At 68.3% G+C, this 20,576-nt stretch carries 17 protein-coding genes and 1 pseudogene; 9 read left to right on the top strand and 9 right to left on the bottom strand.

Annotated elements, in window-relative coordinates; translation table 11 throughout:
- Positions 1-55 precede the first annotated feature (55 nt).
- Positions 56-673, top strand: a complete 618-nt coding sequence (locus IPN02_18670; protein ID MBK9298812.1) for an S-layer homology domain-containing protein — start codon at positions 56-58, stop codon at positions 671-673.
- Between the two features lie 67 nt (positions 674-740).
- Here IPN02_18670 and IPN02_18675 read toward each other — a convergent pair whose 3' ends face one another.
- The gene (locus IPN02_18675; protein ID MBK9298813.1) at positions 741-2,441 is read right to left on the bottom strand and encodes an amidohydrolase family protein; all 1,701 of its coding nucleotides are present in this window, start codon (positions 2,439-2,441) and stop codon (positions 741-743) included.
- Positions 2,442-2,584: 143 nt separating this feature from the next.
- Between IPN02_18675 and IPN02_18680 the strand changes: the two genes are divergently transcribed.
- On the top strand, positions 2,585-3,295 hold the full coding sequence (locus tag IPN02_18680) for a hypothetical protein (GenBank protein ID MBK9298814.1): 711 nt from the start codon (positions 2,585-2,587) through the stop codon (positions 3,293-3,295).
- A gap of 106 nt (positions 3,296-3,401) precedes the next feature.
- Positions 3,402-4,445 carry an LLM class F420-dependent oxidoreductase gene (locus tag IPN02_18685; GenBank protein ID MBK9298815.1) on the top strand — a complete coding sequence of 348 codons (1,044 nt, stop codon included), beginning with the start codon at positions 3,402-3,404 and terminating at the stop codon, positions 4,443-4,445.
- A 68-nt stretch (positions 4,446-4,513) separates the two neighbouring features.
- Here IPN02_18685 and IPN02_18690 read toward each other — a convergent pair whose 3' ends face one another.
- The 7 genes from IPN02_18690 to IPN02_18720 form a co-directional block, all read right to left on the bottom strand.
- Entirely contained in the window at positions 4,514-7,033 is a 2,520-nt protein-coding gene (locus IPN02_18690) for a glycoside hydrolase family 65 protein (protein MBK9298816.1), read from the bottom strand.
- On the bottom strand, positions 7,030-7,779 hold the full coding sequence (locus tag IPN02_18695) for a beta-phosphoglucomutase family hydrolase (GenBank protein MBK9298817.1): 750 nt from the start codon (positions 7,777-7,779) through the stop codon (positions 7,030-7,032). Before IPN02_18695 ends, IPN02_18690 begins: the two co-directional genes overlap by 4 nt.
- Before the next feature lie 84 nt (positions 7,780-7,863).
- Complete coding sequence (rpsT, locus tag IPN02_18700) at positions 7,864-8,127, bottom strand: 30S ribosomal protein S20 (protein MBK9298818.1); 264 nt, start codon at positions 8,125-8,127, stop codon at positions 7,864-7,866.
- 152 nt (positions 8,128-8,279) lie between these two features.
- The gene (locus IPN02_18705) at positions 8,280-8,525 is read right to left on the bottom strand and encodes a hypothetical protein (protein ID MBK9298819.1); all 246 of its coding nucleotides are present in this window, start codon (positions 8,523-8,525) and stop codon (positions 8,280-8,282) included.
- Positions 8,443-10,005, bottom strand: a complete 1,563-nt coding sequence (locus IPN02_18710) for a glycosyltransferase family 4 protein (protein MBK9298820.1) — start codon at positions 10,003-10,005, stop codon at positions 8,443-8,445. Before IPN02_18710 ends, IPN02_18705 begins: the two co-directional genes overlap by 83 nt.
- A 199-nt stretch (positions 10,006-10,204) precedes the next feature.
- Entirely contained in the window at positions 10,205-11,629 is a 1,425-nt protein-coding gene (locus tag IPN02_18715) for a hypothetical protein (protein MBK9298821.1), read from the bottom strand.
- Positions 11,630-11,795: 166 nt separating this feature from the next.
- Positions 11,796-13,010: a hypothetical protein gene (locus tag IPN02_18720; protein ID MBK9298822.1), complete on the bottom strand. Its 1,215-nt coding sequence runs from the start codon at positions 13,008-13,010 to the stop codon at positions 11,796-11,798.
- A gap of 407 nt (positions 13,011-13,417) precedes the next feature.
- Here IPN02_18720 and IPN02_18725 point away from each other — a divergent pair.
- Both IPN02_18725 and IPN02_18730 read left to right on the top strand, forming a co-directional pair.
- Positions 13,418-13,978, top strand: a pseudogene (locus tag IPN02_18725) (D-alanine--D-alanine ligase).
- Positions 13,979-14,021: 43 nt separating this feature from the next.
- Positions 14,022-14,699, top strand: a complete 678-nt coding sequence (locus tag IPN02_18730; GenBank protein ID MBK9298823.1) for a GNAT family N-acetyltransferase — start codon at positions 14,022-14,024, stop codon at positions 14,697-14,699.
- A gap of 143 nt (positions 14,700-14,842) precedes the next feature.
- On the opposite strand, the gene IPN02_18735 is transcribed toward IPN02_18730, so the two are convergent.
- Positions 14,843-16,156 (bottom strand): UDP-N-acetylmuramoylalanyl-D-glutamyl-2, 6-diaminopimelate--D-alanyl-D-alanine ligase, encoded by a 1,314-nt coding sequence (locus IPN02_18735; protein ID MBK9298824.1) that lies wholly within the window; start codon positions 16,154-16,156, stop codon positions 14,843-14,845.
- A gap of 228 nt (positions 16,157-16,384) precedes the next feature.
- Between IPN02_18735 and IPN02_18740 the strand changes: the two genes are divergently transcribed.
- Genes IPN02_18740 through IPN02_18755 form a run of 4 tightly spaced genes read left to right on the top strand, consistent with a single transcriptional unit; the run spans position 16,385 to position 20,568 of the window.
- Positions 16,385-16,696: a hypothetical protein gene (locus IPN02_18740; protein MBK9298825.1), complete on the top strand. Its 312-nt coding sequence runs from the start codon at positions 16,385-16,387 to the stop codon at positions 16,694-16,696.
- Positions 16,697-16,711: 15 nt separating this feature from the next.
- Positions 16,712-19,591, top strand: a complete 2,880-nt coding sequence (locus tag IPN02_18745; protein ID MBK9298826.1) for a tetratricopeptide repeat protein — start codon at positions 16,712-16,714, stop codon at positions 19,589-19,591.
- A gap of 17 nt (positions 19,592-19,608) precedes the next feature.
- Complete coding sequence (locus tag IPN02_18750; GenBank protein ID MBK9298827.1) at positions 19,609-19,860, top strand: hypothetical protein; 252 nt, start codon at positions 19,609-19,611, stop codon at positions 19,858-19,860.
- 30 nt (positions 19,861-19,890) lie between these two features.
- A complete protein-coding gene (locus tag IPN02_18755) occupies positions 19,891-20,568 on the top strand; it encodes a tetratricopeptide repeat protein (protein ID MBK9298828.1) in 678 nt (225 codons plus the stop codon).
- Positions 20,569-20,576 lie beyond the last annotated feature (8 nt).

Below are 20,576 nucleotides of genomic sequence, written 5' to 3' on the forward strand. Positions count from 1 at the left end.
CTCCTGGCTCGATCCGCCGTCGGTCAGAACCCACGGCGCCGCAGCGGTCGCCTCGATGAACTCATCGTGCGGCGGCTACGGGGGCGACACGGGCGCCGTCAGGCTCAACTGGAATCTCCAACCGGTGCAGTGCGCGGTTGGGGGCACCAACCCGTTCAACGATGTGGCCGGTTCGGCCTGGTACCGCAATGCGGTGCTGTGGCTGGTGCAACAGGGTGTTACAACAGGGACCTCTCCGGGCAGGTACTCGCCCGATGCCCCGGTAACCCGCGGTCAGATGGCGGTGTTCTTGTGGCGTACCGCGGGGCAACCTACGGCGAATAGCCCACAGGACTTCAATGATGTTCCGCCTGGCAGCTATGCCGACAAGGCCGTGGCCTGGCTTGCCGAACAGGAGATCACGACGGGTACCCGGCCGGGTTTCTTCTCTCCAAACGACCAGGTGACTCGAGCCCAGATGGCGACGTTCCTGTGGCGGATGATCGGGAGCGTGTACCCCGGCTTCGACCACGGGTTCTGGGACGTCTACACCGACTCGTTCGCCGACAAGGCGGTGGCCTGGCTGGTGCGCGAAGGCATCACCGCCGGCACCACTCCGGACGAATTCTCCCCCAATCAGAAGATCTCGCGGGCACAGATGGCGGTATTCCTCAACCGCAGGTCGTGCGGGTAGGGCCGCCGAACGCGTTGTTGGCGACCGCTCCGGCCACGCGAGCGTCGAGCCGGCGTCGCCAGCGGGTTTAGCCGTCGGTGGAGCGCAGCAGGCGGCCGGCCAACTCGCCGGTGTGTTGGCCCGCCTCCATGAACGGCAGGCCGTTGACGATCGTGTGATCGATGCCGCTCGCCTTCTGAACAAACCGCGGGGCGCCGCCGGGGAAGTCGTGCACGATCTCGGGCAGCTCCAGAGCCATGGTGTCGAGGTCCAACACGTTGAGGTCGGCAAAGGCCCCCTCGCGAATCACCCCCCGGTCGACGTACCCGATGAAGCTGGCCGTGTCGGAGGTGAGCCGCCGGATCGCCTCCTGCAACGACAGCACGCCCCGATCGCGCACCCAGTGGCTGAGCAGATAGGTGGGCTGGGATGCGTCCATGATCTGGGTGGCGTGCGCCCCGGTGTCGGCCAGCCCCAGGATGGTGGTCGGGTCGGTGAGCATCTCCTCGATGGCACCCGAGTCCTGGTTCATCACCGGCCAGTTGACGATGGCCCGGCCGTCGGATCGATCGAGCGCATCGACGTAGGCCTCCACCGGGGTGATCCCGGAGCGGGCGGCGATGGCGGCGATCGAATCGTCGTTCGAGTAGTCGTAGCGCGCCGGCTGATCGGCGGGCATCAGGTACATGCGGGTAAACGGATCGACGTCCTTGCCCGCCCCCTGCTCGATGATGCGGGCGCGTCGCTCCGGGTCCCGGATGGCGGCCAGGCGGCCGGCCAGGTCCCGATCGGCGATCTCGGCGAAGGCCGGCAGGTCGTCGATCAGGGTGTTGGCGGCCAGGCTGAACAGCACGCCCACGCTGCGGGGGGTGATCTGGGGGCGCAGCTGCGAACCGGCCTGATTGGCCTCCGCCGCCAGGTCGATCACCCGGCGGTAGTGGTCGCCCAGGCTGGCGATCTGTTGCAGGTTGAAGCTGAACGGCCTGCCGAGGGCGCGGCTGATCTCGGCCATCCAGGCCAGTTCCTCGTCCACCCGGTCGCCCGGCTCGTTCTCGAAGTTGTAGCGGGGGGCGCTTTCGAGCACGCCCCGACCGATCGTGCCCAGCGGGGCGGCGGTGGCGAAGAACTCCGAGGGGTCCGACCAGGTGCCGGGGACGTTGCGCCCGTCGGGTACCCGGTGGAAGAGGCTGCGGCTGATCGAGTAGCCGAACGCCCCGGCGCGAACCGCCTCGTCCACCTGGGCGGCCATCTGGGTCAACTGCTCGGGGGTGGCGGCAAAGTCGCGCTCGCAGGCGGCGTCGCCCGCTACGTACAGGCGGATGGCGACGTCGCCCACGTAGCCGCCCGCGTTGATTCCCTTGGGCACGGCGTCGATGGCGTTCAGGTAGTCGCCGTAGCTCTCCCACTCCCAGCTCAACCCCTCGAGGATCGACGAGGCCGGGATGTCCTCAACCGACTCCATCGCGTTGGCCAACACCTCGGCCTGGCCCGGCCGCATCGGGGCGAAGGTCATGCCGCAGTTGCCCATCATCACCGAGGTGACGCCGTGATAACACGACGAGCTCATCTGCGGGTCCCACGCCACCTGGGCGTCGAGGTGGCTGTGCAGGTCGACAAACCCGGGCGTGACGTGTCGGCCCTCGGCGTCGATCACCCGTCCGGCCCCGGCGGCATCGATCGTGCCGACCGCCGTAATGCGGTCGCCGTCGACCGCCACGTCGGCGCGCACCGGGTCGGCCCCGGTTCCGTCCACCACCGTGCCGCCCGTGATCACCAGGTCGTGTGCCATCTCGTCGCCCCCTCGTCGTTACGCTCCGATCGTCACGGTAGGCGATGCACAACAGCGGGCGCCGACGCCAGGTTCCGGTCGATCGAGCGGTGGGTGCAGGCCGGGGGCCGACCTTCGAGGCGGGGCCGTCCTATGGTCCTTTGATGCGACGACTCAAGCTGGTGGCGTGGACCGCTTCGGTGGTGGTGCCATCGATCATGGCGTTCACCGCCTGCTCGACGGGGCTCGGGGAGACCACCGCCCAACCCTCCGATGATCCTGCCGTCACCGTGACGGGCGGCGACGACGACATCACGGTCGACACGTTTCCCCCGGCCCGACCCTCGGGACGACCGAGCGACGGCGTCGACGCCACCGCTGCCAACGACGCAGTGCCGGCCGGGATGGAGCTGGAGTTCGAGTCGGCCAACTTCGACCTCGACGAGAACGGCGATGCTTCGGCGTCGCTCGTCGCCCCGATCGGCTGGAGCTCGAGGGTGTTCATCGGCGTCCAGTTCGAGCCGGAGGCCGACGCCGACCTCGGGTTTTTCACCCGTATGAAGGTTGACGCCGGGTGCGACGGACTGTGCGAGGTGACCGACTGGGAGGAGCGGCTCACCGGCCCCGACGGCTACCTGACCATGCTCGACGAGGGCGACAACGTGGTCGAGCGACGCGACGTCACCGGCTCGGCGGGGGTGGTGCGGATCGTCGAAGACACGTTCGGAACCACGGTGATCGTGCTGCGCTGGGACGACTCGGCCGATCACTACTTCCAGTGCGAGGCGATCCTCGACGACGGGGCCCAAGAGCTGGCCGAGGCCTTTGAGGCCGCCTGTTTGGCCTCCCGCCCCGACTGGTTCGAGGTCGGCTGAGCCCCGTCGCCGCCGGGGTGCCAATCCAGCAGTCGACCGTCGGTCGCCCAATCTGGCAGGCTCACCCACCTGGTCGACCATCTCGATCAACACTGAAGGGGACGACATGAAACTGGCCATGCAGATCGGTTACTCGGGGGGCTTCGAGGATTCGGTCGCCCAGGTGCAGGCGCTGGAGAAGGCGGGCATGGACATCGTCTATGTCGCCGAGGCCTACGGCTACGACGGGGTCAGCCTGATGGGCTACCTGGCGGCCAAGACCGACACCGTGCAGATCGCCGCCGGCATCCTGCCGATCTACACCCGCACCCCGACCCTTCTGGCGATGACCGCAGCCGGCGTGGACGAGCTGTCCAAAGGGCGGTGCATTCTCGGCCTCGGTGCCAGCGGCCCGCAGGTGATCGAGGGCTTTCACGGCGTTCCCTACGACGCGCCGGTCGGACGGACCCGCGAGATCGTCGAGATCTGCCGCCAGGTGTGGGCCCGCAAGGAGCCGGTGGTTCACGACGGCCGCTACTACCAACTGCCGCTGCCCGAGGACCAGGGCACAGGCCTGGGCAAGCCGCTCAAGATCATCACCAAGCCGCCCCGACCCAACATCCCGATCCACGTCGCCGCGCTGGGCCCGAGGAACGTGGCGATGACCGCCGAGATCGCCGACGGCTGGCTGCCCATCCTGTATCACCCGGATCGGGCCGCAGACGTGTGGGGCGCCGACCTGGCTGCCGGCGAAGCCAAGCGGGACGCCGGGCTGGGGACGATGGACGTGATCGCCGGCGGCCTGCTGGCGGTCGGCGAGGGCGCCGAGGCGGTCCGCGACTTCGCCCGACCGATGGTGGCGCTGTACGTGGGCGGCATGGGCGCACGCGACAAGAACTTCTACAACAACCTGTTTCAGCGCTACGGGTACGAGGACGCCGCCGCCGAGATTCAGGACCTGTACCTCGACGGCAAGAAGCAGGAGGCCGCAGCGGCGGTGCCGGAGTCGTTCCTGGCCGAAACCTCGCTGGCCGGTGACGAGGGTTTTGTGCGCGACCAGATCCAGCGGTACGCCGACTCTGGCGTCACCGTCCTCAACGTCACGCCGATCGCCAACGATCTCGACGGTCAGGCCCGTCTGATCGAGAAGGTGAAGGGCTGGATCGGTTAGCTCGCGCCCCCAGCGGTCTGCGATGCGTCGGGTCAGCGGGTCAGCCTCGCGCTGGGGCGTGTCGGACGTTAGGTGGCCGGAAGGTGGAGGTCGTCGATCTCGAGGTCGTGTGCGCCGTGGGGCACCACCCCGATGTCGGCCAGGCGAGGCGGCCGGCCCCGGATCACCGGACCCTGGTCCTCCAGCGTCACCACGGTGGGGGCGTCGCCGCTGACGGTCACCCGCTGGTCGACCACGCGGACCTGCAGCGGCCCACCACCGACCAGCGTCAGGGTGAGCTCGCTCTGGGTCAGGTCCACCCGGAGCCGTGCGCCTTGCCGGTGCAACGAGAACCCCAGATGGTCCCAGTCGGCGGGCAAACGGGGATCGAAGCTGAGCACGCCCCAGGTGTCGCGCATGCCGGCGAAGCCCTGCACCAAGGTGGCCCACACCCCGCCGGTCGAAGCGACGTGTACCCCGTCAACGGTGTTGCCCTGCAGGTCGGCGAGGTCGACGAACAGCGCCCGTTTGAAGTACTCGAGCGCCAGCTCGGAGTAGCCGACCTCGGCGGCCAGGATGGACTGCACGCAGGCGGACAGCGACGAGTCTCCGGTGGTGATCGGGTCGTAGTACTCGAAGTTGCGCCGCTTCTCGTCCTGGGAGAAGTACTCGCCTTGGAGGAACATCGCCAGCACCACATCGGCCTGCTTGAGCACCTGGTGCCGGTAGATGACGAGCGGGTGGTAGTGCAGAAGCAGGGGGCGCTTTTCCTCCGGGGTGTCGAGCAGGTCCCACACCTCCTTGTCGAGGAAGGCGTCGTCCTGTGGGTGCACCGCCAGGACGTCGTCGTAGGGGATGAACATGGCGGACGCGGCCTTGTGCCACTCGTCGATCTCCTCGTCGCGTAGGCCGACGACCCGCTGCAGGCGCTGGTACGCGACCGGATCCGCCTCCCGTATCACCTCCATGGCCTCGGCGGCCCGCCGCAGGTTGAAGCGGGCCATCAGGTTGGTGAACAGGTTGTCGTTCACGACGGTGGTGTACTCGTCGGGCCCGGTCACCCCGAAGATGTGGAAGCTCTTGGTGCCGTTGGGCTTGTAGAAGCCGAGGTCGGCGTACAGCCGAGCGGTTTCGATCGCCAGCTCGGCCCCCTCCCGGGTGAGGAAGTCCCAGTCGCCGGTGGCCTCCAGGTACTGGCTGGCCGCGTGAACCACGTCGGCGTTGATGTGGTACTGCGCTGTTCCGGCGGCGTAGTAGGCGGACGCCTCATCCCCGTTGATCGTGCGCCACGGGAACAGGGCGCCGCGTTGGGAAAGCTCCGACGCCCGCTCCCGGGCCTTGGGCAGCATCATGTAGCGGAATCGCAGCAGGCTTCGGGCCTGTCGGGGGTTGGTGTAGGAGCAGAACGGCATCACATAGATCTCGGTATCCCAGAAGTAGTGGCCGCCGTAGCCGTCTCCGGTCACCCCCTTGGCTGCCACGCCGTGCTCCTCGACCCGTCCGGTCGCCTGGGCCAGCTGAAACAGGTTCCAGCGGACCGCCTGCTGGGTTCGCGGCCGGCCGGTCACCTCGACGTCGGAGCGGGCCCAGAAGTCGTTGAGCCAGCGTCGCTGATCGGCGGCCAGGAGCGATGCGCCCCGCTCGACGCTGCGGTCGAGGGTACGGGCGCAGCGATCGGCCAACTCATCGGCGGGCACACCCCGAGAGGAGTGGAAGGCGGCGAACTTGGTGACCTTCAGCGTCTGCCCCGGCGACATGCGTGTGTGGATGATCGTTTTGGAGCGATCGTCGTCGGCCTCGGTGTCGACCCGGGCGTCGCCCTCGGACTCGACCTGATGCTCGACGGCGCAGGCCAGGGTCATCCCGGAGTGGGCGCACCGATAGCCCAGGTAGGCCCGATCCCCCCGGACTTTGCTCAGGCGGGGCAGCAGCACGCGATGGTCGAGGGCGTGGGCCTGACGGGGATCGTCACCCTCGCCCAGCGCGGCCAAGGCGACGTGGTACTCGTCCTCGCCGTCCTGGCGGTTCAACAGCTGCGACGAGATCGTCACCGGCGCCACCCCCTCGAGCATGGTGACCTCGAAGGTCATCAGCGCCAGGTGGCGTTCGGTGAAGCTCACCTGCCGCGTGGAGCGCACCCGCAGGCGGACCCCACTCGGCGTGCGCCACACCAGGTCGCGTTCCAACCTGCCGGTGCGGAAGTCGAGGCGCCGGGAGTACTCCTCACAGTCGGCTTCGGACAGCAGCAGGGGCTCGTCGTTGACGTACAACTTGATCAACTTGGGATCGGGCACGTGCACCAGGGTCTGGCCAACCTTGGCAAATCCAAACGCGTCCTCGGCGTGCTGGATCGGCCAGGTCTCGTGGAACCCGTTGACGAAGCTGCCGTGGGTGTGGGCAATACGTCCCTCCTCGACGTTGCCCCGCAGGCCCAGGTAACCGTTGGCCACCGCAAAGAGCGTCTCGGTGGTGCCCAGATCGTCGGAGGAGAACTCGGTCTCCTCGAGTGCCCATTCGTCGATGGGGAAACGGCCGGGGTCGAGGGCGCCATCGATGTCGAAGGGGTAGTCCGGGTCGACCTCGCCCGGGCTCCCGGGGCCGCGGCTCACGATGAGGTCTCGTCGGCTTGGCCCTTCGGGGCGCTGGGCAGCAGCTCGGCCAGATCGTCGACCACGACGTCGGCCCCGGCGGTGCGGAGGGCGTCGGCGCCTGCGCCCCGGTCGACGCCGATCACCAGACCGAAGTGGCCGGCGGCTCCGGCCGCCACGCCGGAGATGGCGTCCTCGACTACCACGGCGTCGCCCGCTGCGCAGCCCAGCTGCGATGCGGCGTGCAGGAAGAAGTCCGGCGCAGGCTTGCCGGGCAGGTGGGCGTCGGCGCCGACGTTGCCGTCGACGATCACTTCGAAGCGGTCGAGGAGGCCTGCGGCGTCCAGCACCTGGCGGGCATTGCGCGAGGAACTCACGATCGCCAGCTCGAGGTCGGTGTCGGCCAACCGGTCGAGCAGGGTGACCGATCCGGGGTAGGCGATGACGCCGTCGCGTTGGAGCACCTCGTTGAAACGCAGGTTCTTGCGTGCCCCCAACCCGGTGACGGTCTCGGCGGACGGCGGGTCGTCGGGTTCGCCCTCGGGAAGCTCGATGCCTCGCGAGTGCAGGAAGCTGCGCACCCCGTCGGTGCGTGGTTTGCCGTCGACGAAGTCGACATAGTCGGCGTCGGTGAAGGGCCGTTGGTTGCCCCACCCGGCAAGAAACTCATCAAACATTTCGGTCCAGGCGTGAAGGTGAACGACGGCGGTCGGGGTGATGACACCGTCGAGATCAAAGAGAACCGCGTGGAGCGGAGACCAATCCATCATGGGAGCGTGGCACACCGGCGCAGGACGATCGCGCTTTGAGGTGAATTCGATCCGCCGTCGAACGGCCGGATCGTCGGCGGTTCAGGCCTGGGCGTCGGCGAGGTGCTTCGCCAGGCGGGCCTTACGGTGCGCAGCGGTGTTCTTGTGCAGCACGCCCCGAAGAACGGCGCGGTCGATGCGGCTCTGAGCCTCGCGCACCAGTGCCTCGGCGTCGTCGCTGCCAGCGTCGGCGGCCGTGACCGCGGCCTTGATGCGGCTGCGAAGCTCGCTGCGCACGGCCTTGTTGCGCTCGTGGATCACGATCGTCTGGCGGTTGCGCTTGATCTGGCTCTTGATGTTTGCCACGGGTGGGCTCCTGAAAGGGGGACGACGAGTACTCGATGTCGGGGCTTGGCACATCCGGTTCGCCGAGGGTGTGGAGGAAGCCGGAGGAACGACCCGACGATGCTAGCCCCCGGGGGGTGAGATCGTCGAACACAACGGGAGGTGGGCGGACCTCAACGGCGACCGAGTGCGCCCAACAGCCCTCGGTAGGCGTTGGTGAGCGCCGGGGTCGAGCGCACCCGGCGCTGGGCCCGAACCGCCCGGGAGGCCAAGAGTCCGTCGAGACGGGCCTGCTGAGCATCGACTCGTTGCTGCAACTGTTTGACGGTTCTGCGTTCACGCCCCAGGTCGGAGCGGGCCTTGGTGAGTTGTTCTCGGAGGTCGTTGCGTTCCCCCTGCGCCCGGACCTGAAGCTTCATGCCTCGTGCATCGAGTCGAGCCTGGGGGCGTGCGGCGTTGTACCCCCCTGGACTCCCTCCCCTTTCCCTGAAGCTTCCCCCCCCCCCCGGGCCCCTCTCCCCCCCCCACCCCCTCCCCCCCCCCCCCCCCCCCCCCCCCCCCCGTGGCCGCCCCCCCCCCCTTGGTCCGGTTCCCCCGCGCCTTTGCCCCCGGTTGGGGGCCCTTCGGTGTGCGCGGTTTTTTTTGTTGGGGCCCCCCCGGCGGTGTTGGGCCCCCGGCGTGTTCCCCCTTTCCCTTTGGGGCCGGGGTTCCTGGTGCGCCCCCGGTGTTGTTGGTCCCCCGGTTTTTCCCCCGTGCCTTTGTGGGCGCCCGCTTTTTGGCCGCCCCGCCCGTGTCGCCCGGCCCCCCGGGGCCGCCCCGGGTTTGTGGGTTGTTCCCCCGGTGGCGTTGGGGCCTGGGGTGTGTTTGGCCCTCCTCCGGGGGGCGGCGGTTGGGGTTGGGGGGTTTATGAAGTACATCGTGGAATTGAGCCGTGGCTTGCGTGAGGAACCGGCCGGTTGCTCGGGCGGCCTCGTCGGCGTCCTCCGACGCCGGGTCGAAGGCTCCGATCGCCTCTTCGTAGATCGTGATCAATTGTCTGACGGCATCCGGAACGCCGACCCGGTCTCGGATCCACGACGACACCTCGGAAGCGTCGGCGGCGGAGTACCCAGCCAGCTGCGAGGTGATGGTGGATGCAGCGACCGGCAGGGTCTGGGTTCGGATGCCGAAGTTGAGCTCTCGGAGCCGCTCCACGTTGTCCGGTCGAACGAGGGGTCCGAACGCACGGCTGGATCCGATCATGACCGATGCCCCGGCGGCCATGGCTTCGATGGCGGAGCGCCCTTGGGCGAGCACGAGGTCGTAGTCACCCAGGATCTTTTCCGGGGCCGAGGTCTGCGAGTTGGTGCCGGTGCCGACGACATCGAGTTCAACGCCCAACTCCTCAGCTGCCTGATGGGCGGCGAGGAAGTACGGCGACCCCTTCAGAACGTAGTTGGAGAACAACAGCATCCGGCGCAGTGACTCTCCGGGCGCAGCGGTTCGTTGGAATCGCTCCAGATCGACCGAGTTGTGAACGATCGAGATGCGGTCATCCTCGATGCCGTGCTGCAGCGAGAGTCGGTCTCGGACGGCCTCGTCGACGGCCACATAGCGAACGACGTTGGGATGCCGTATGGGGGTTTCCGTCCACGGTCGCCACCCGTGGCTCACGCCCACCATGGGGACATCTCGAAAATAGGCGAGCGCCGTCATGGCCGTCATGAAGTGTTGGCCGTGAATGACATCGGGCCGCACGCCCAGCGTGTCGAGGTCGTCCGTGACGGGAATGGTGAGATCGATGAGCTCGCGTCCTGTTGCTCCAACCTCGGCGGTGTAGACCATCGGTCTGTGCCCCTGCGCCAAGAGTTCCATGGCCAGGTCCTGCACGTAGGTTTCCGCGCCGTTTCGGATGCTCATGGTTCTGTTGGTGATCAGGATCTTCACGGCTGTCTCCCTTGGGCAACGTCGCCGAGCGGACGTCCAGCGGAGGTCCTGAGCTGGGCGTGTTCGTCGATGAAGGACGCCGCCCGGCGTCGCCCTTGGCGTCCGGTCGAGCGCAGGTGGTCTCGAAGCATGCCGACTGCGGGCTCCATGCCGGTGTGGCCGATGAAGGCGATCAGGTCTCCGGGACGTGCGGCCTGAAAGATGGCGGTGACCAGGGTCGCGAGCTGGGCGTGCGCCGTCGGCCTGACCCCCAGGCGGCCAGGCCTGCGACGATCGCGTCGCACTCGGCGTCCGATGCATGGTCGGCCGGGCCGACCACATCGATGCTGCGGGTGACGTGCACCTCGTCGACGTTGAGGCGCATGAGGGCTCGTCCCAGCACGTTGCCCTGCTCGGCGTTGGTCGCAACCCCGCGGTTGCCTCGGACGGCCACACCGCAGAGGAAGCGTGCGGTGTTCTGGCGGAGCGGCCGCAGCCGTCGCTCCACCGTCGTGCCGGCGCTATGGGCGTTGAACATGTCGTCGACGACGACGAAGGGCCTGGTGGCCACCACGGACAGACGGCGGGGCAGCCCGCCGAAGTCGCCCAGCCCGGACTCGATCGCTTCGATGCCTGCCCCGCAGATAAACGCCGCGGTTGCCGCCAGCGCTGCCGACGTGACGTCGTGGCCCGTGATGGCGGGGGTTGTCACGTTGATCGTTCCCGGCTCCCGTCCGCACCGCCGGGCCAGTGCAGGTGTCAGCGTCAACCGGTCGCCGTCGCGGAGGGCGAGCGCGTCCCTGCTCCGACCGACGGGAACGTCGAACGCCCCGGCCCCCGCTGCCACCTCGACCACGTCGGGTTCGTCGGCGTTGTAGACGGCAAACCCGGCAGGGCCGAGCCCGTCGAAGAGCAGCCGCTTGGCTCGCCGGTACGCGGCATCGGAGCCGTGTACCTCCAGGTGATCCGAGCCGATCGTCGTGCAGATGCCGACCGAAAAGGGTACGTCGACCAAGCGCTGATCACTGAGGCCTTGCGAGCTGGCCTCGACGACGGCGTGGGTGGCACCGACCTCGACGGCACGAGCCAGCAACTCTTGAATCTGTGGGGCGTCGGGCGTGCTCAACCCCGGGGGGAACGTTTCATCGCCCGCCGCAGCGATCAGGCTGGTCGACAGGGCGTGTGCGATGCCCGCCCGCTGCATGCAGGCCGCCAACATGATCGCCGTGGTGGTCTTGGCGTTCGTGCCGGTAATCCCGATCGAGTCGAGACGCTCTGCGGGGAACCCCTGGAGCAGCGCGGATGACAAGGAGAACGCCCGTCGTTCATCGCTGACCCGCAACAACGGCACGCCCATGGACCGCATCAGCACCTCCAGGTCGTCGGGCAGATGATCTGGGGCGGTGGCCCAGCAGACGGCGCTGGCACCGTCCGTCACGGCCCGACGGACCGCGCTCAGTGCTCGCTGGGCGTTGCGATGGACGTTGACGTGGAGGTTGCCGGGTTGGGTGCGTTCCGAGTCCCAGTCGACCCCTCGATAGGTTGCGTTGCGTCCAAGCCGTTCATCCCACGAGTCCAGTACTCCCAGTTCGTTGAGTCGTTCGGCCAGGTCCGCCACCTCGGCGATGGGTTTGACGGGCCGATCTCGGTCCGATCATGTGGTCACCCTGGCTCGATCCAGGAGGCGCTTCCGGACCGAGCGCAGTTCTGGCCCACCGCCGGCCACCAGGATGACGGCTCCGGGCCCTGCGGCAGCCAAGTCGTCCACCTCGTTTTGAGGGTGTTCAAAAGGTGAGAAGCCCGAGCCCCAGGCTTCGGCGGAGCGGACCACGATCTGATGGTGAGTGGCCAGGGCTCCCAGCCGCGCATGGAGGCGATCGGTCACGGTCGGACCGTCGTCCAACGGGCCGAGTACGAGAAATTTGGCCGGGGCGCTCCCGTTCGGCCAGCGCTGCAATGGCTTCGGACACGTCTCCAAAGGAGGTCGCGTCACTTCGATCCCACACGACCGGACCCTCGGCCAGGCGCGTCGCCATCGAGCGGGCGAGAGTCTGCGCTGCGGCCTCGACGCCGGAGCGGACCGACTCCACCGGGCGGCCAGCAGCCAGCCCGACAGCGACGGCGGCACCGACCGGTAGGGCCAGGGCACCCCCGTCTCGGCCCACGCCGATCGCAAGCTCGCCCCATGGGCCGACGACGTGAACCATGCCCGCGTCAGTGTTCCCGGCGCTCCGACCGGGTCGCACTCCGAAGATGCTCAGCGCCGGGAACGCGGTCCCCTCGAAACCAGCCTCCTCCCGAAGCGCGTCGGCCACCGCCTCGGGCATCACCAGCGTTGCATCGCGATCAACGCGGTCGAGCACTTCTCGGGCGGAAGTGATCGCCCCGGTGGGCCCGACCATGGCCAGGTGGCGGTCGCCCAGGTCGGTGATGACGAGCGCCGTTGGGTCCAGCAGGGCGGCGTCGGTACCGGTGCATCCCTTGTGGCGCCGGTTGAGCACCACCGCCAGCGGTGTGTCGTCGGGGTGGTTCAACAGCGCGAGCGGCAGGCGAAAGCGCTCGGTTCCCGGCGGCTCCCGCAGGTCGGGTGGCCCGGGCGGGGGCAGGCGGTGTTCGGTCGTGTCGCTCAGGCCGGCCCGGATCAGCGCTGCGGTCGCCCACGGTGCCACGGCACCGAGCACACCGACGCGAGGCCCGTCGGCCGGCCGCCCCCGGGCGTCGCCGGCCATCGCCCGCACGATCGCCTCGGTGCTGGGGCCGTTGACCGCCGTACCGCCCACCCACGATCGCTCGGTCAGGTACGGCACGCGAAGGGCGATGTCATCCTCCAGCACCAGCGTGGTGTCGCCCAGCGGTGGCGGATGTGCGGACGCCACAAACAGCTGTCCGGCCCCGACCCGCACGTCGTTCGGGTCGATCACCACCCGCTCGACGCCACAAGTCGGGCCGTGATGGCCGGTGTCGAGCAGGTGAGCGATCTCCGCGGTCGTGAAGTTCATCGACGACGAGCACGCGGTGGCGATTTTCGCGGCCGGGGGTTCATCACATTGGCGTCACTCTCGGTGTTCGACCGGTGCATGGTCGCAACGTAGGCGGCCGTTCTCCATATTATTGCAGGACCTAGGGGCGCCGCTGCTGTGGGCGCGTGGAGGAATGCGTGCGGGTACTCGAGGTCTTTGGGGGCCAATCGGCCGAACACGACGTGTCGGTCGCATCGGGTTGGGCGGTCGCCGGCGGGCTGCGCGAAGCCGGGCACCACGTCACCGCCGCCCACATCGACCGCGGGGGTCGTTGGCGGGCGATCGAGCTCGACGGACAGTTGCCGGCGATCCCGCAGCCGCTCGAGTGGCCCGATGCCGACCCTTGGGCGCTGTTGACCCGCAGCGACGCACGGCCAGACGTGCTCATGGCGGTGCTGCACGGTCCCCGAGGCGAGGACGGGGTGATCGGGGCTCTTGCCCGGTTGGCCGACGTGGCCTGCGTGGGCTCCGGGTTGGCCTCGAGCGCAGTGTGCCTCGACAAGACGCTGACCCGCGACGTCTTGGATGCCCGGGGCATCGCCCAAACCCGGTGGCTGGGCGTCTACCCGGGTGACCGGGTGCCGACCTATGACGAGGCGGCCGACCGGCTCGGCTCGACGGTGTTGTACATCAAGCCGGCCAACCTGGGCTCGTCGATCGGCATCAGCCGGGTGGCCGATGTCCTGGGCTGGGACGCAGCGATATCGCACGCCGCGAGCTACGACGACACGCTGATCATCGAGGCGGGCGTCGAAGGCCGTGAGCTGAGCGTGTCGATCCTGGGCAATCGTGCCGATGGCTACGACGTGTCGGCGGTATCGGAGACCCGGCCCCATGGCGAGTTCCTCGACCATGCCGACAAGTACGGGGCCGGGGCGGCCATGGCGCAGGTGCCGGCCGATCTCGGGCCCGCCCTTCGGGAGCGGGTTCGAGACTCCGCTCCCGACGTGGGCCGCCGCCCTTCGTGTCGACGGCCTGGCCCGGGTGGACGTGTTCCTCACCGAGGATGGCGCGCTTCTGGTCAACGAGGTCAACACGATGCCCGGGTTCACCACCGAATCGACCTTTCCGCGCATGTGGGCGGCGTCCGGCGTGGCCTTTCCCCAGGTGCTCGACCGCCTGTGCAACCTGGCTGTTGGCCGCCACGAGCGGTCAAGAGCGCTCATCGACACCGGCATCGAGCCCGTCGGACCCTCGATCCGCGTGCGGGCGGCCACCGAGGCCGACTGGCGGGTGATCGGTGAGCTGACGGTGGCGGCGTACGCATCGATCCCCGGTCGGCCGCGTCTGGCGGAGTACGACCGTGAACTGGCCGACGTCGCCGCCCGTGCAGACGAGTGCACCCTCTTGGTGGCCGAGGACGCCGACGGCTTCGTCGTCGGTGCCGTCGGCTACGACCGCATTCCCGGCACCGACGGCAAGGTGGGCCGGGCCCGTCAGGTGTCGGTCAGTCCGCAGGCCCGCGGTCGGGGCATCGGTCGAGCATTGGTCGAGGAGGTCATGGCTCGCCTGCGCTCCGAGGGGGTCACCGAGATGGCTGAGCGGACCGCGGACTACATGGCCGGCGCTCAGGCGCTGTACCTGTCGCTGGGCTTTCGTCGCGCGCCCGAACGGGACGAGACGCAGGACGACGGCCCCGACCTCATGGGTTTCCATCGCCACCTGTAGGGGCCATCCCACCCACTGGGCCGCCCCGTCACCGAAGTCGGGAGCCCGAACGACCGTCAGGCGGTCGTTTCAGCTCCCGAGTTGGCCGATCAGCTCAATCCAAGCCCGAAGTCGGGAGCCCGGAGCGCGCTCAGGCGGTCGTTTCAGCTCCCGAGTTGGCCGATCAGCTCGGCCACGACCTCGTCGATCACATCGTCGCGGCTGCCCTTGATCAGAACCGCCGAGCCGGGCGGCAACGCGTCGATCCGCTCCCGCAATTGGCGGCGATGGTCCGCAACCGGCAGGCCGTAGATCGGCGCCCGGTAGGCCAGGATCTCGATGCCCAGCGTCTCGGCCCGCTCGCGGGCGACGGAATGGATCTCGTCGAGGTAGGCGATGCCGTCCCGCAGAGGGCCCAGCACCGCCAGCCGCTCGGGGGCATCGACCGCGGCCAGTGCATCGAGGGCTCCGAGAACCGAATCGAGCGTGGCGTTGAAGCTGTCGTCGATCACCGTGATGTCACCGGCGACCCGGTGCATCTGCATGCGTCGGTCGGGTGGTTCCGCCGCCTCGATGCCGGCAACCGCTGCGTCGAGCGGCACCTCCACAGCGAGGGCGCCGGCCAGTGCTGCCAGCAGGTTGGTCACGTGATGGGCACCCTTCACGGCTGGATGCAGCTCGGCGTCACCCCACGGCGTGCTCACCGACACCCGCAGCGACAGGTCTCCCGCCAAGTCCACTCGAGGAGCCCGCACGTCGCCGGTCGAGCCGTAGCTCAGCACCGTGGCCTGGGTACGGGCGGCATAGCCCTCGACCAGCGGATCGTCGGTGGAGAGCACGGCGGTGCCCGAGGCCGGCAGCCCCTCGACCAGCTCCCCCTTGGTGGCGACGATGCCGTCGCGGCCCATCATCGGCCCCAGGTGGGCCCAGCCCAGCTTGGTCACCACGCCCACCGTCGGACGTGCCACCTCGGTCATGATGCGCAGGTCGCCTCGGTATCGGGCGCCCAACTCCAGCACGAGGCACTCGGTCTCGTCGGGCGCCGAGGCGAGAACGCCCGGCATGGAGAACTTGGTGTTGAACGACCTCGGCGTGGCGTGGGTTCGGTAGGTCGTGGCGGTGGCCGCGGCGATCAGCTGCTTCACCGTGGTCTTGCCGACCGACCCGGTGATCCCGACACATCGATCGGTCAGCTTGGGCCGCACGTAGCGGCCGAATGCCAGCATCGCGGGTTCCACCTCGGCGACGACGATCGCCGTGCCGCCCACCGGAGCCACCTCGCACAGGTACGGACGGTCGGCCGAGACCGCCCGGGGTGTGTGTCGGTTGGTGTCGTCGCGCAGAAACCGGTGGTACCCGGCGACGAGCAACTCGTCGGGGCTGGTGCCCAGCTCGCGGGGATGGAAGCGGTACTGCTCAACCGGCATCGCCCTGCCCTCGTGCACACCGCCGACCGCGTCGGCGATCTCGGTGGTCATCAACCGCACGGACGGACACCCGGCATCTCGTCTTCGTGCCTGCAGCGACTCCTCACCCGGTCCACGGTAGCGAGGCTCTGAGGTAGTCGCTGCTCGGAACCCGATCCTGAGCGAGCCTGTGTTCACCGGTCGAGTCAAAAACCAACCAAGGAAGCAGTGAAGGCGCCACGCCCCGAGCCGGAGGGTTCGGGGTACTGTCGGGATCCCTGCCATCCAAGGAGCTGCGCCATGGCCGAGTTGCCCTCCGTCGCCCAGGTCATCGAACAGCTTCGAGCGGAGCTGGCCGAAGCCACCGCCAAAGGCGCTGGTCAGGACATCCGGTTCGACATGGGTGAGATTCAGGTCGAACTGGAGGCGCTCGTGACGACCGAGGGCAAGGGAGGCCTCAACCTGAAGGTGCCGGGCGTCGGGTTCGAGGGCGGGGGGGGGGCGTCGAGCGCCTCCACCATCAAGCTGACGTTGAAGCTGAAGCCCAAGCAGGTGACACCGGACGGTGGAACGCAGGACCTCAGCGCATCCCGCACGTTCGAAGTCGAATGAGCCGGGCAGCCGGCCGTGAGTAGCTCTTGGACCTTCCGTGGCTCCGAGCTCCTGTGCGAGGTCCGGGTCGAGGCAGCCAGCGGGGGAGCGGTGCTGAGCGGCTGCTCCGTTGGTAACTCCTTGGTGCTCACCTGCGCCCATTCGGTGGACGGCGAATCCCCGGCGCTCGACTCGGCGGCAGTCCGTAAGTGCGCGAACGGCTCCACCGCAGCTTGGGTGCCGGCCAAATCGATCTTTGAGAACACCAGCCTGGACGTTCGCGTGTTGTTGCTCGACAAACCCTTGTGGGATCTCAACCCTCCACCGTGGGGGTACCTCAACGGGGACGGTGACATCGAGGCGGAGCTCTGGGGCTATCCGGGCGCCACCGCCGCTCGTTCGGGTACGGGTGCCCAGTACCGGGCGGGCGTCACCATCACCGGTGGGTCGGACCAACCAGAACGGTCGATCGAGACCCGACTGAATCCGCGACCGAACACGGCGGGCGGGCGGTTGGATGGCAGCGCTGAAGAGGTCATCAGCGGTTGGGCCGGGATCTCCGGGGGACCGGTGGTTGCGGATGGCCGTCTGGTGGGCATCCTGCGAGTGGTGGACGGCACGCTCGACGCGCTGCGGATGGTCAGTGCGTCGTCGATGTTGCTCGCTGACGACGATCACGGCCGGGGAACACTTCGTCAGGTCATCTGGAGCCATTTGCGCCAGGAGGTGGTGGCATCCAACGACGGATTGTTGGTTCCATGTCCTGTCAGGCCCGTTGGCAGCACCGGCGAGATGGCAGCGGTGGTGCTCGAACCGCCGGTGGCGCCGCTACGCCCGAGCAACCTGCGCCCGATGGCGGCACTTCAGTACCGCCATGCCGTGGTGCCGTATGTGCCGGGCGACCCCATCGATGTGACCACTCACAATGATGTTTGGACTGACCCAATCGAAACGGTGGGTCGTGGGGATACGACCGACGCACGCCTCGACGGGTTTCTCGAAACGGGCAATCGGTTCCGGGCAGCACTGCTGACCGGGGCCGGTGGCATGGGCAAGTCCCGGGCCGCCCAGGAGCTCTTGGTTCGAGCGTCGGCCGATGGCTGGGTGGTGGGACTCCTTCGAGCCAAGCACGAATCGGCATGGTCCCAAGCAGGGACGGTCGTCAACGCCGACCTGCTGGTCGTCGTCGACTACCCCGAAGACCAGCCGACGGCGGTTCGTCAGTGGATGGAATGGGCAAAGTCCTGCGCCGACGACGCAAGCCACCGGGTGAGGCTGTTGCTGCTCAGCCGCCACCGGGGCGCGTTCGATCACGTCCTCCTGGAGTCCGACACGCTGGAGCGGAGCGACCTGGAGGCGCTCGGGCGCAAGCAGGTGGGCAACCAAAAGGTGCTGGGTGAGGTGGCGGCCAAGCGGTTCGGCCAGCTTGAGATGGAGGTCTCACCCACTTGGAGTGCTCAGCAGTCGACGTTCGATACGTCGCTGGCGGTTGTCGCCGCAGCGTTCGAGGGCGGTGACAGTGACCGCGTGGTCCTGCAGAGGTTGCTCGAACGAGAGCGGCAGTTCTGGCGAAGCCACCTGGTGCCGTCATCCACGCCGCTCAACCCGGTGCCGGACGCGCTCAGAGATGAGGTTCGGGGCAATCTCCGCAAGGCCGTCGCATCGCTGTCGTTGGGCGGAGTAACAACCCAGGAGCAAGCATGCGAACGGCTTGAACTGTTCGGCCTGACGGCCGCAGCGGCAGAACATCTCGCCACTGGGTACGAGGGCATGTACGGAGATGGGTTCGAGGCGCTGCATCCCGACCCGGTTGCGGACGTACTGATCGCAGAACTCGACCCGGATCTCATCCGGACTGTGTTGTTGGCCGCAGTACCGGACGCCCAGGCAGACGTGCTCGTCACCCTCGCGCGGGTCGCGGGCGCCGCTACCAACCCGCAGACGGCTGTCGTCGGACCGTTTGCGTCGGATTTGCTTGCCAGCCTTGAGACGACGTGGGAAGTCTTCGGCTCGGCGTTGGCGTCTCGCGCGCAGGACGGTGCTCAGCCACGAACCACTCGACGGGCCTTGACCGGCTTGGCCGAGCTAATCCGAGTGTTGCCGTGGGATGACGCAAAAACGGTCCAACGACTTGAACGGGCCTTGGGCTGTGATGCGAATATTCTCGCGCCCCTCGTTAAGGGTATCGCAGCAGTCATTGATCAAATTGAGGTCGATCATTACCGGGCTCAAGCGGCCGAGAACCGGGCCTACGAACCCGACCTGGCAGCGGCGTTGAACAACCTGGCCATCAGGTTGTCTGAGACCGGTGACCGTGCGGGTGCGGTCGCGCCCGCCCAAGAAGCAGTCGACCTTTACCGGGCTCAAGCGGCCGAGAACCGGGCCTACGAACCCGACCTGGCAGCGGCGTTGAACAACCTGGCCAACAGGTTGTCTGAGACCGGTGACCGTGCGGGTGCGGTCGCGCCCGCCCAAGAAGCAGTCGACCTCCGGCGGGCTCAAGCGGCCGAGAACCGGGCCTACGAACCCGACCTGGCAGCGGCGTTGAACAACCTGGCCATCAGGTTGTCTGAGACCGGTGACCGTGCGGGTGCGGTCGCGCCCGCCCAAGAAGCAGTCGACCTCCGGCGGGCTCAGCGGCCGAGAACCGGGCCTACGAACCCACCTGGCAGCGGCGTTGAACACCCTGGCCACAGGTTGCTGAGGGACCGTGCGGGTGGGTCGACCTCCGGCGGGCTCAGCGGCCGAGAACCGGGCCTACGAACCCGACCTGGCAGCGGCGTTGAACAACCTGGCCACAGGTTGTCTGAGACCGGTGACCGTGCGGGTGCGGTCGCCCGCCCAGAAGCAGTCGACCTCTACGGGCTCAAGCGGCGAGAACCGGGCCTACGAACCCGACCTGGCCAGCGGCGTTGAACACCCTGGCCAACAGGTTGTCTGAGACCGGTGACCGTGCGGGTGCGGTCGCGCCCGCCCAAGAAGCAGTCGACCTCCGGCGGGCTCAAGCGGCCGAGAACCGGGCCTGCTCACCCGACCTGGCAGCGGCGCTGCACACCCTGGCCAACAGGTCGTCTGCCACCGTTTACCGTACGGGTGCGGTCGCGCCCGCCCAAGAAGCAGTCGACCTTTCCGGGCTCAAGCGGCCGAGAACCGGGCCTACGAACCCGACCTGGCAGCGGCGTTGAACACCCTGGCCAACAGGTTGTCTGAGACCGGTGACCGTGCGGGTGCGGTCGCCCGCCCAAGAAGCAGTCGACCTCCGGCGGGCTCAAGCGGCCGAGAACCGGGCCTACGAACCCGACCTGGCAGCGGCGTTGAACAACCTGGCCATCAGGTTGTCTGAGACCGGTGACCGTGCGGGTGCGGTCGCGCCCGCCCAAGAAGCAGTCGACCTCCGGCGGGCTCAAGCGGCCGAGAACCGGGCCTACGAACCCGACCTCGCCATGGCGTTGAACACCCTGGCCAACAGGTTGTCTGAGACCGGTGACCGTGCGGGTGCGGTCGCGCCCGCCCAAGAAGCAGTCGACCTCCGGCGGGCTCAAGCGGCCGAGAACCGGGCCTACGAACCCGACCTCGCCATGGCGTTGAACAACCTGGCCATCAGCTTGTCTGAGACCGGTGACCGTGCGGGTGCGGTCGCGCCCGCCCAAGAAGCAGTCGACCTCCGGCGGGCTCAAGCGGCCGAGAACCGGGCCTACGAACCCAACCTGGCAGCGGCGTTGAACAACCTGGCCATCAGCTTGTCTGAGACCGGTGACCGTGCGGGTGCGGTCGCACCCGCCCAAGAAGCAGTCGACCTCTACCAGCGGCTGATAGTCGACGAGTCGTTCCGCTCCGACGACCTGGACCGGGCACAGCAGACGCTGGATGGCCTCCTCGACGGGCCGGAGTAGCCTGCCGG

This window comes from Candidatus Microthrix subdominans, assembly GCA_016719385.1.
Taxonomy (GTDB): domain Bacteria; phylum Actinomycetota; class Acidimicrobiia; order Acidimicrobiales; family Microtrichaceae; genus Microthrix; species Microthrix subdominans.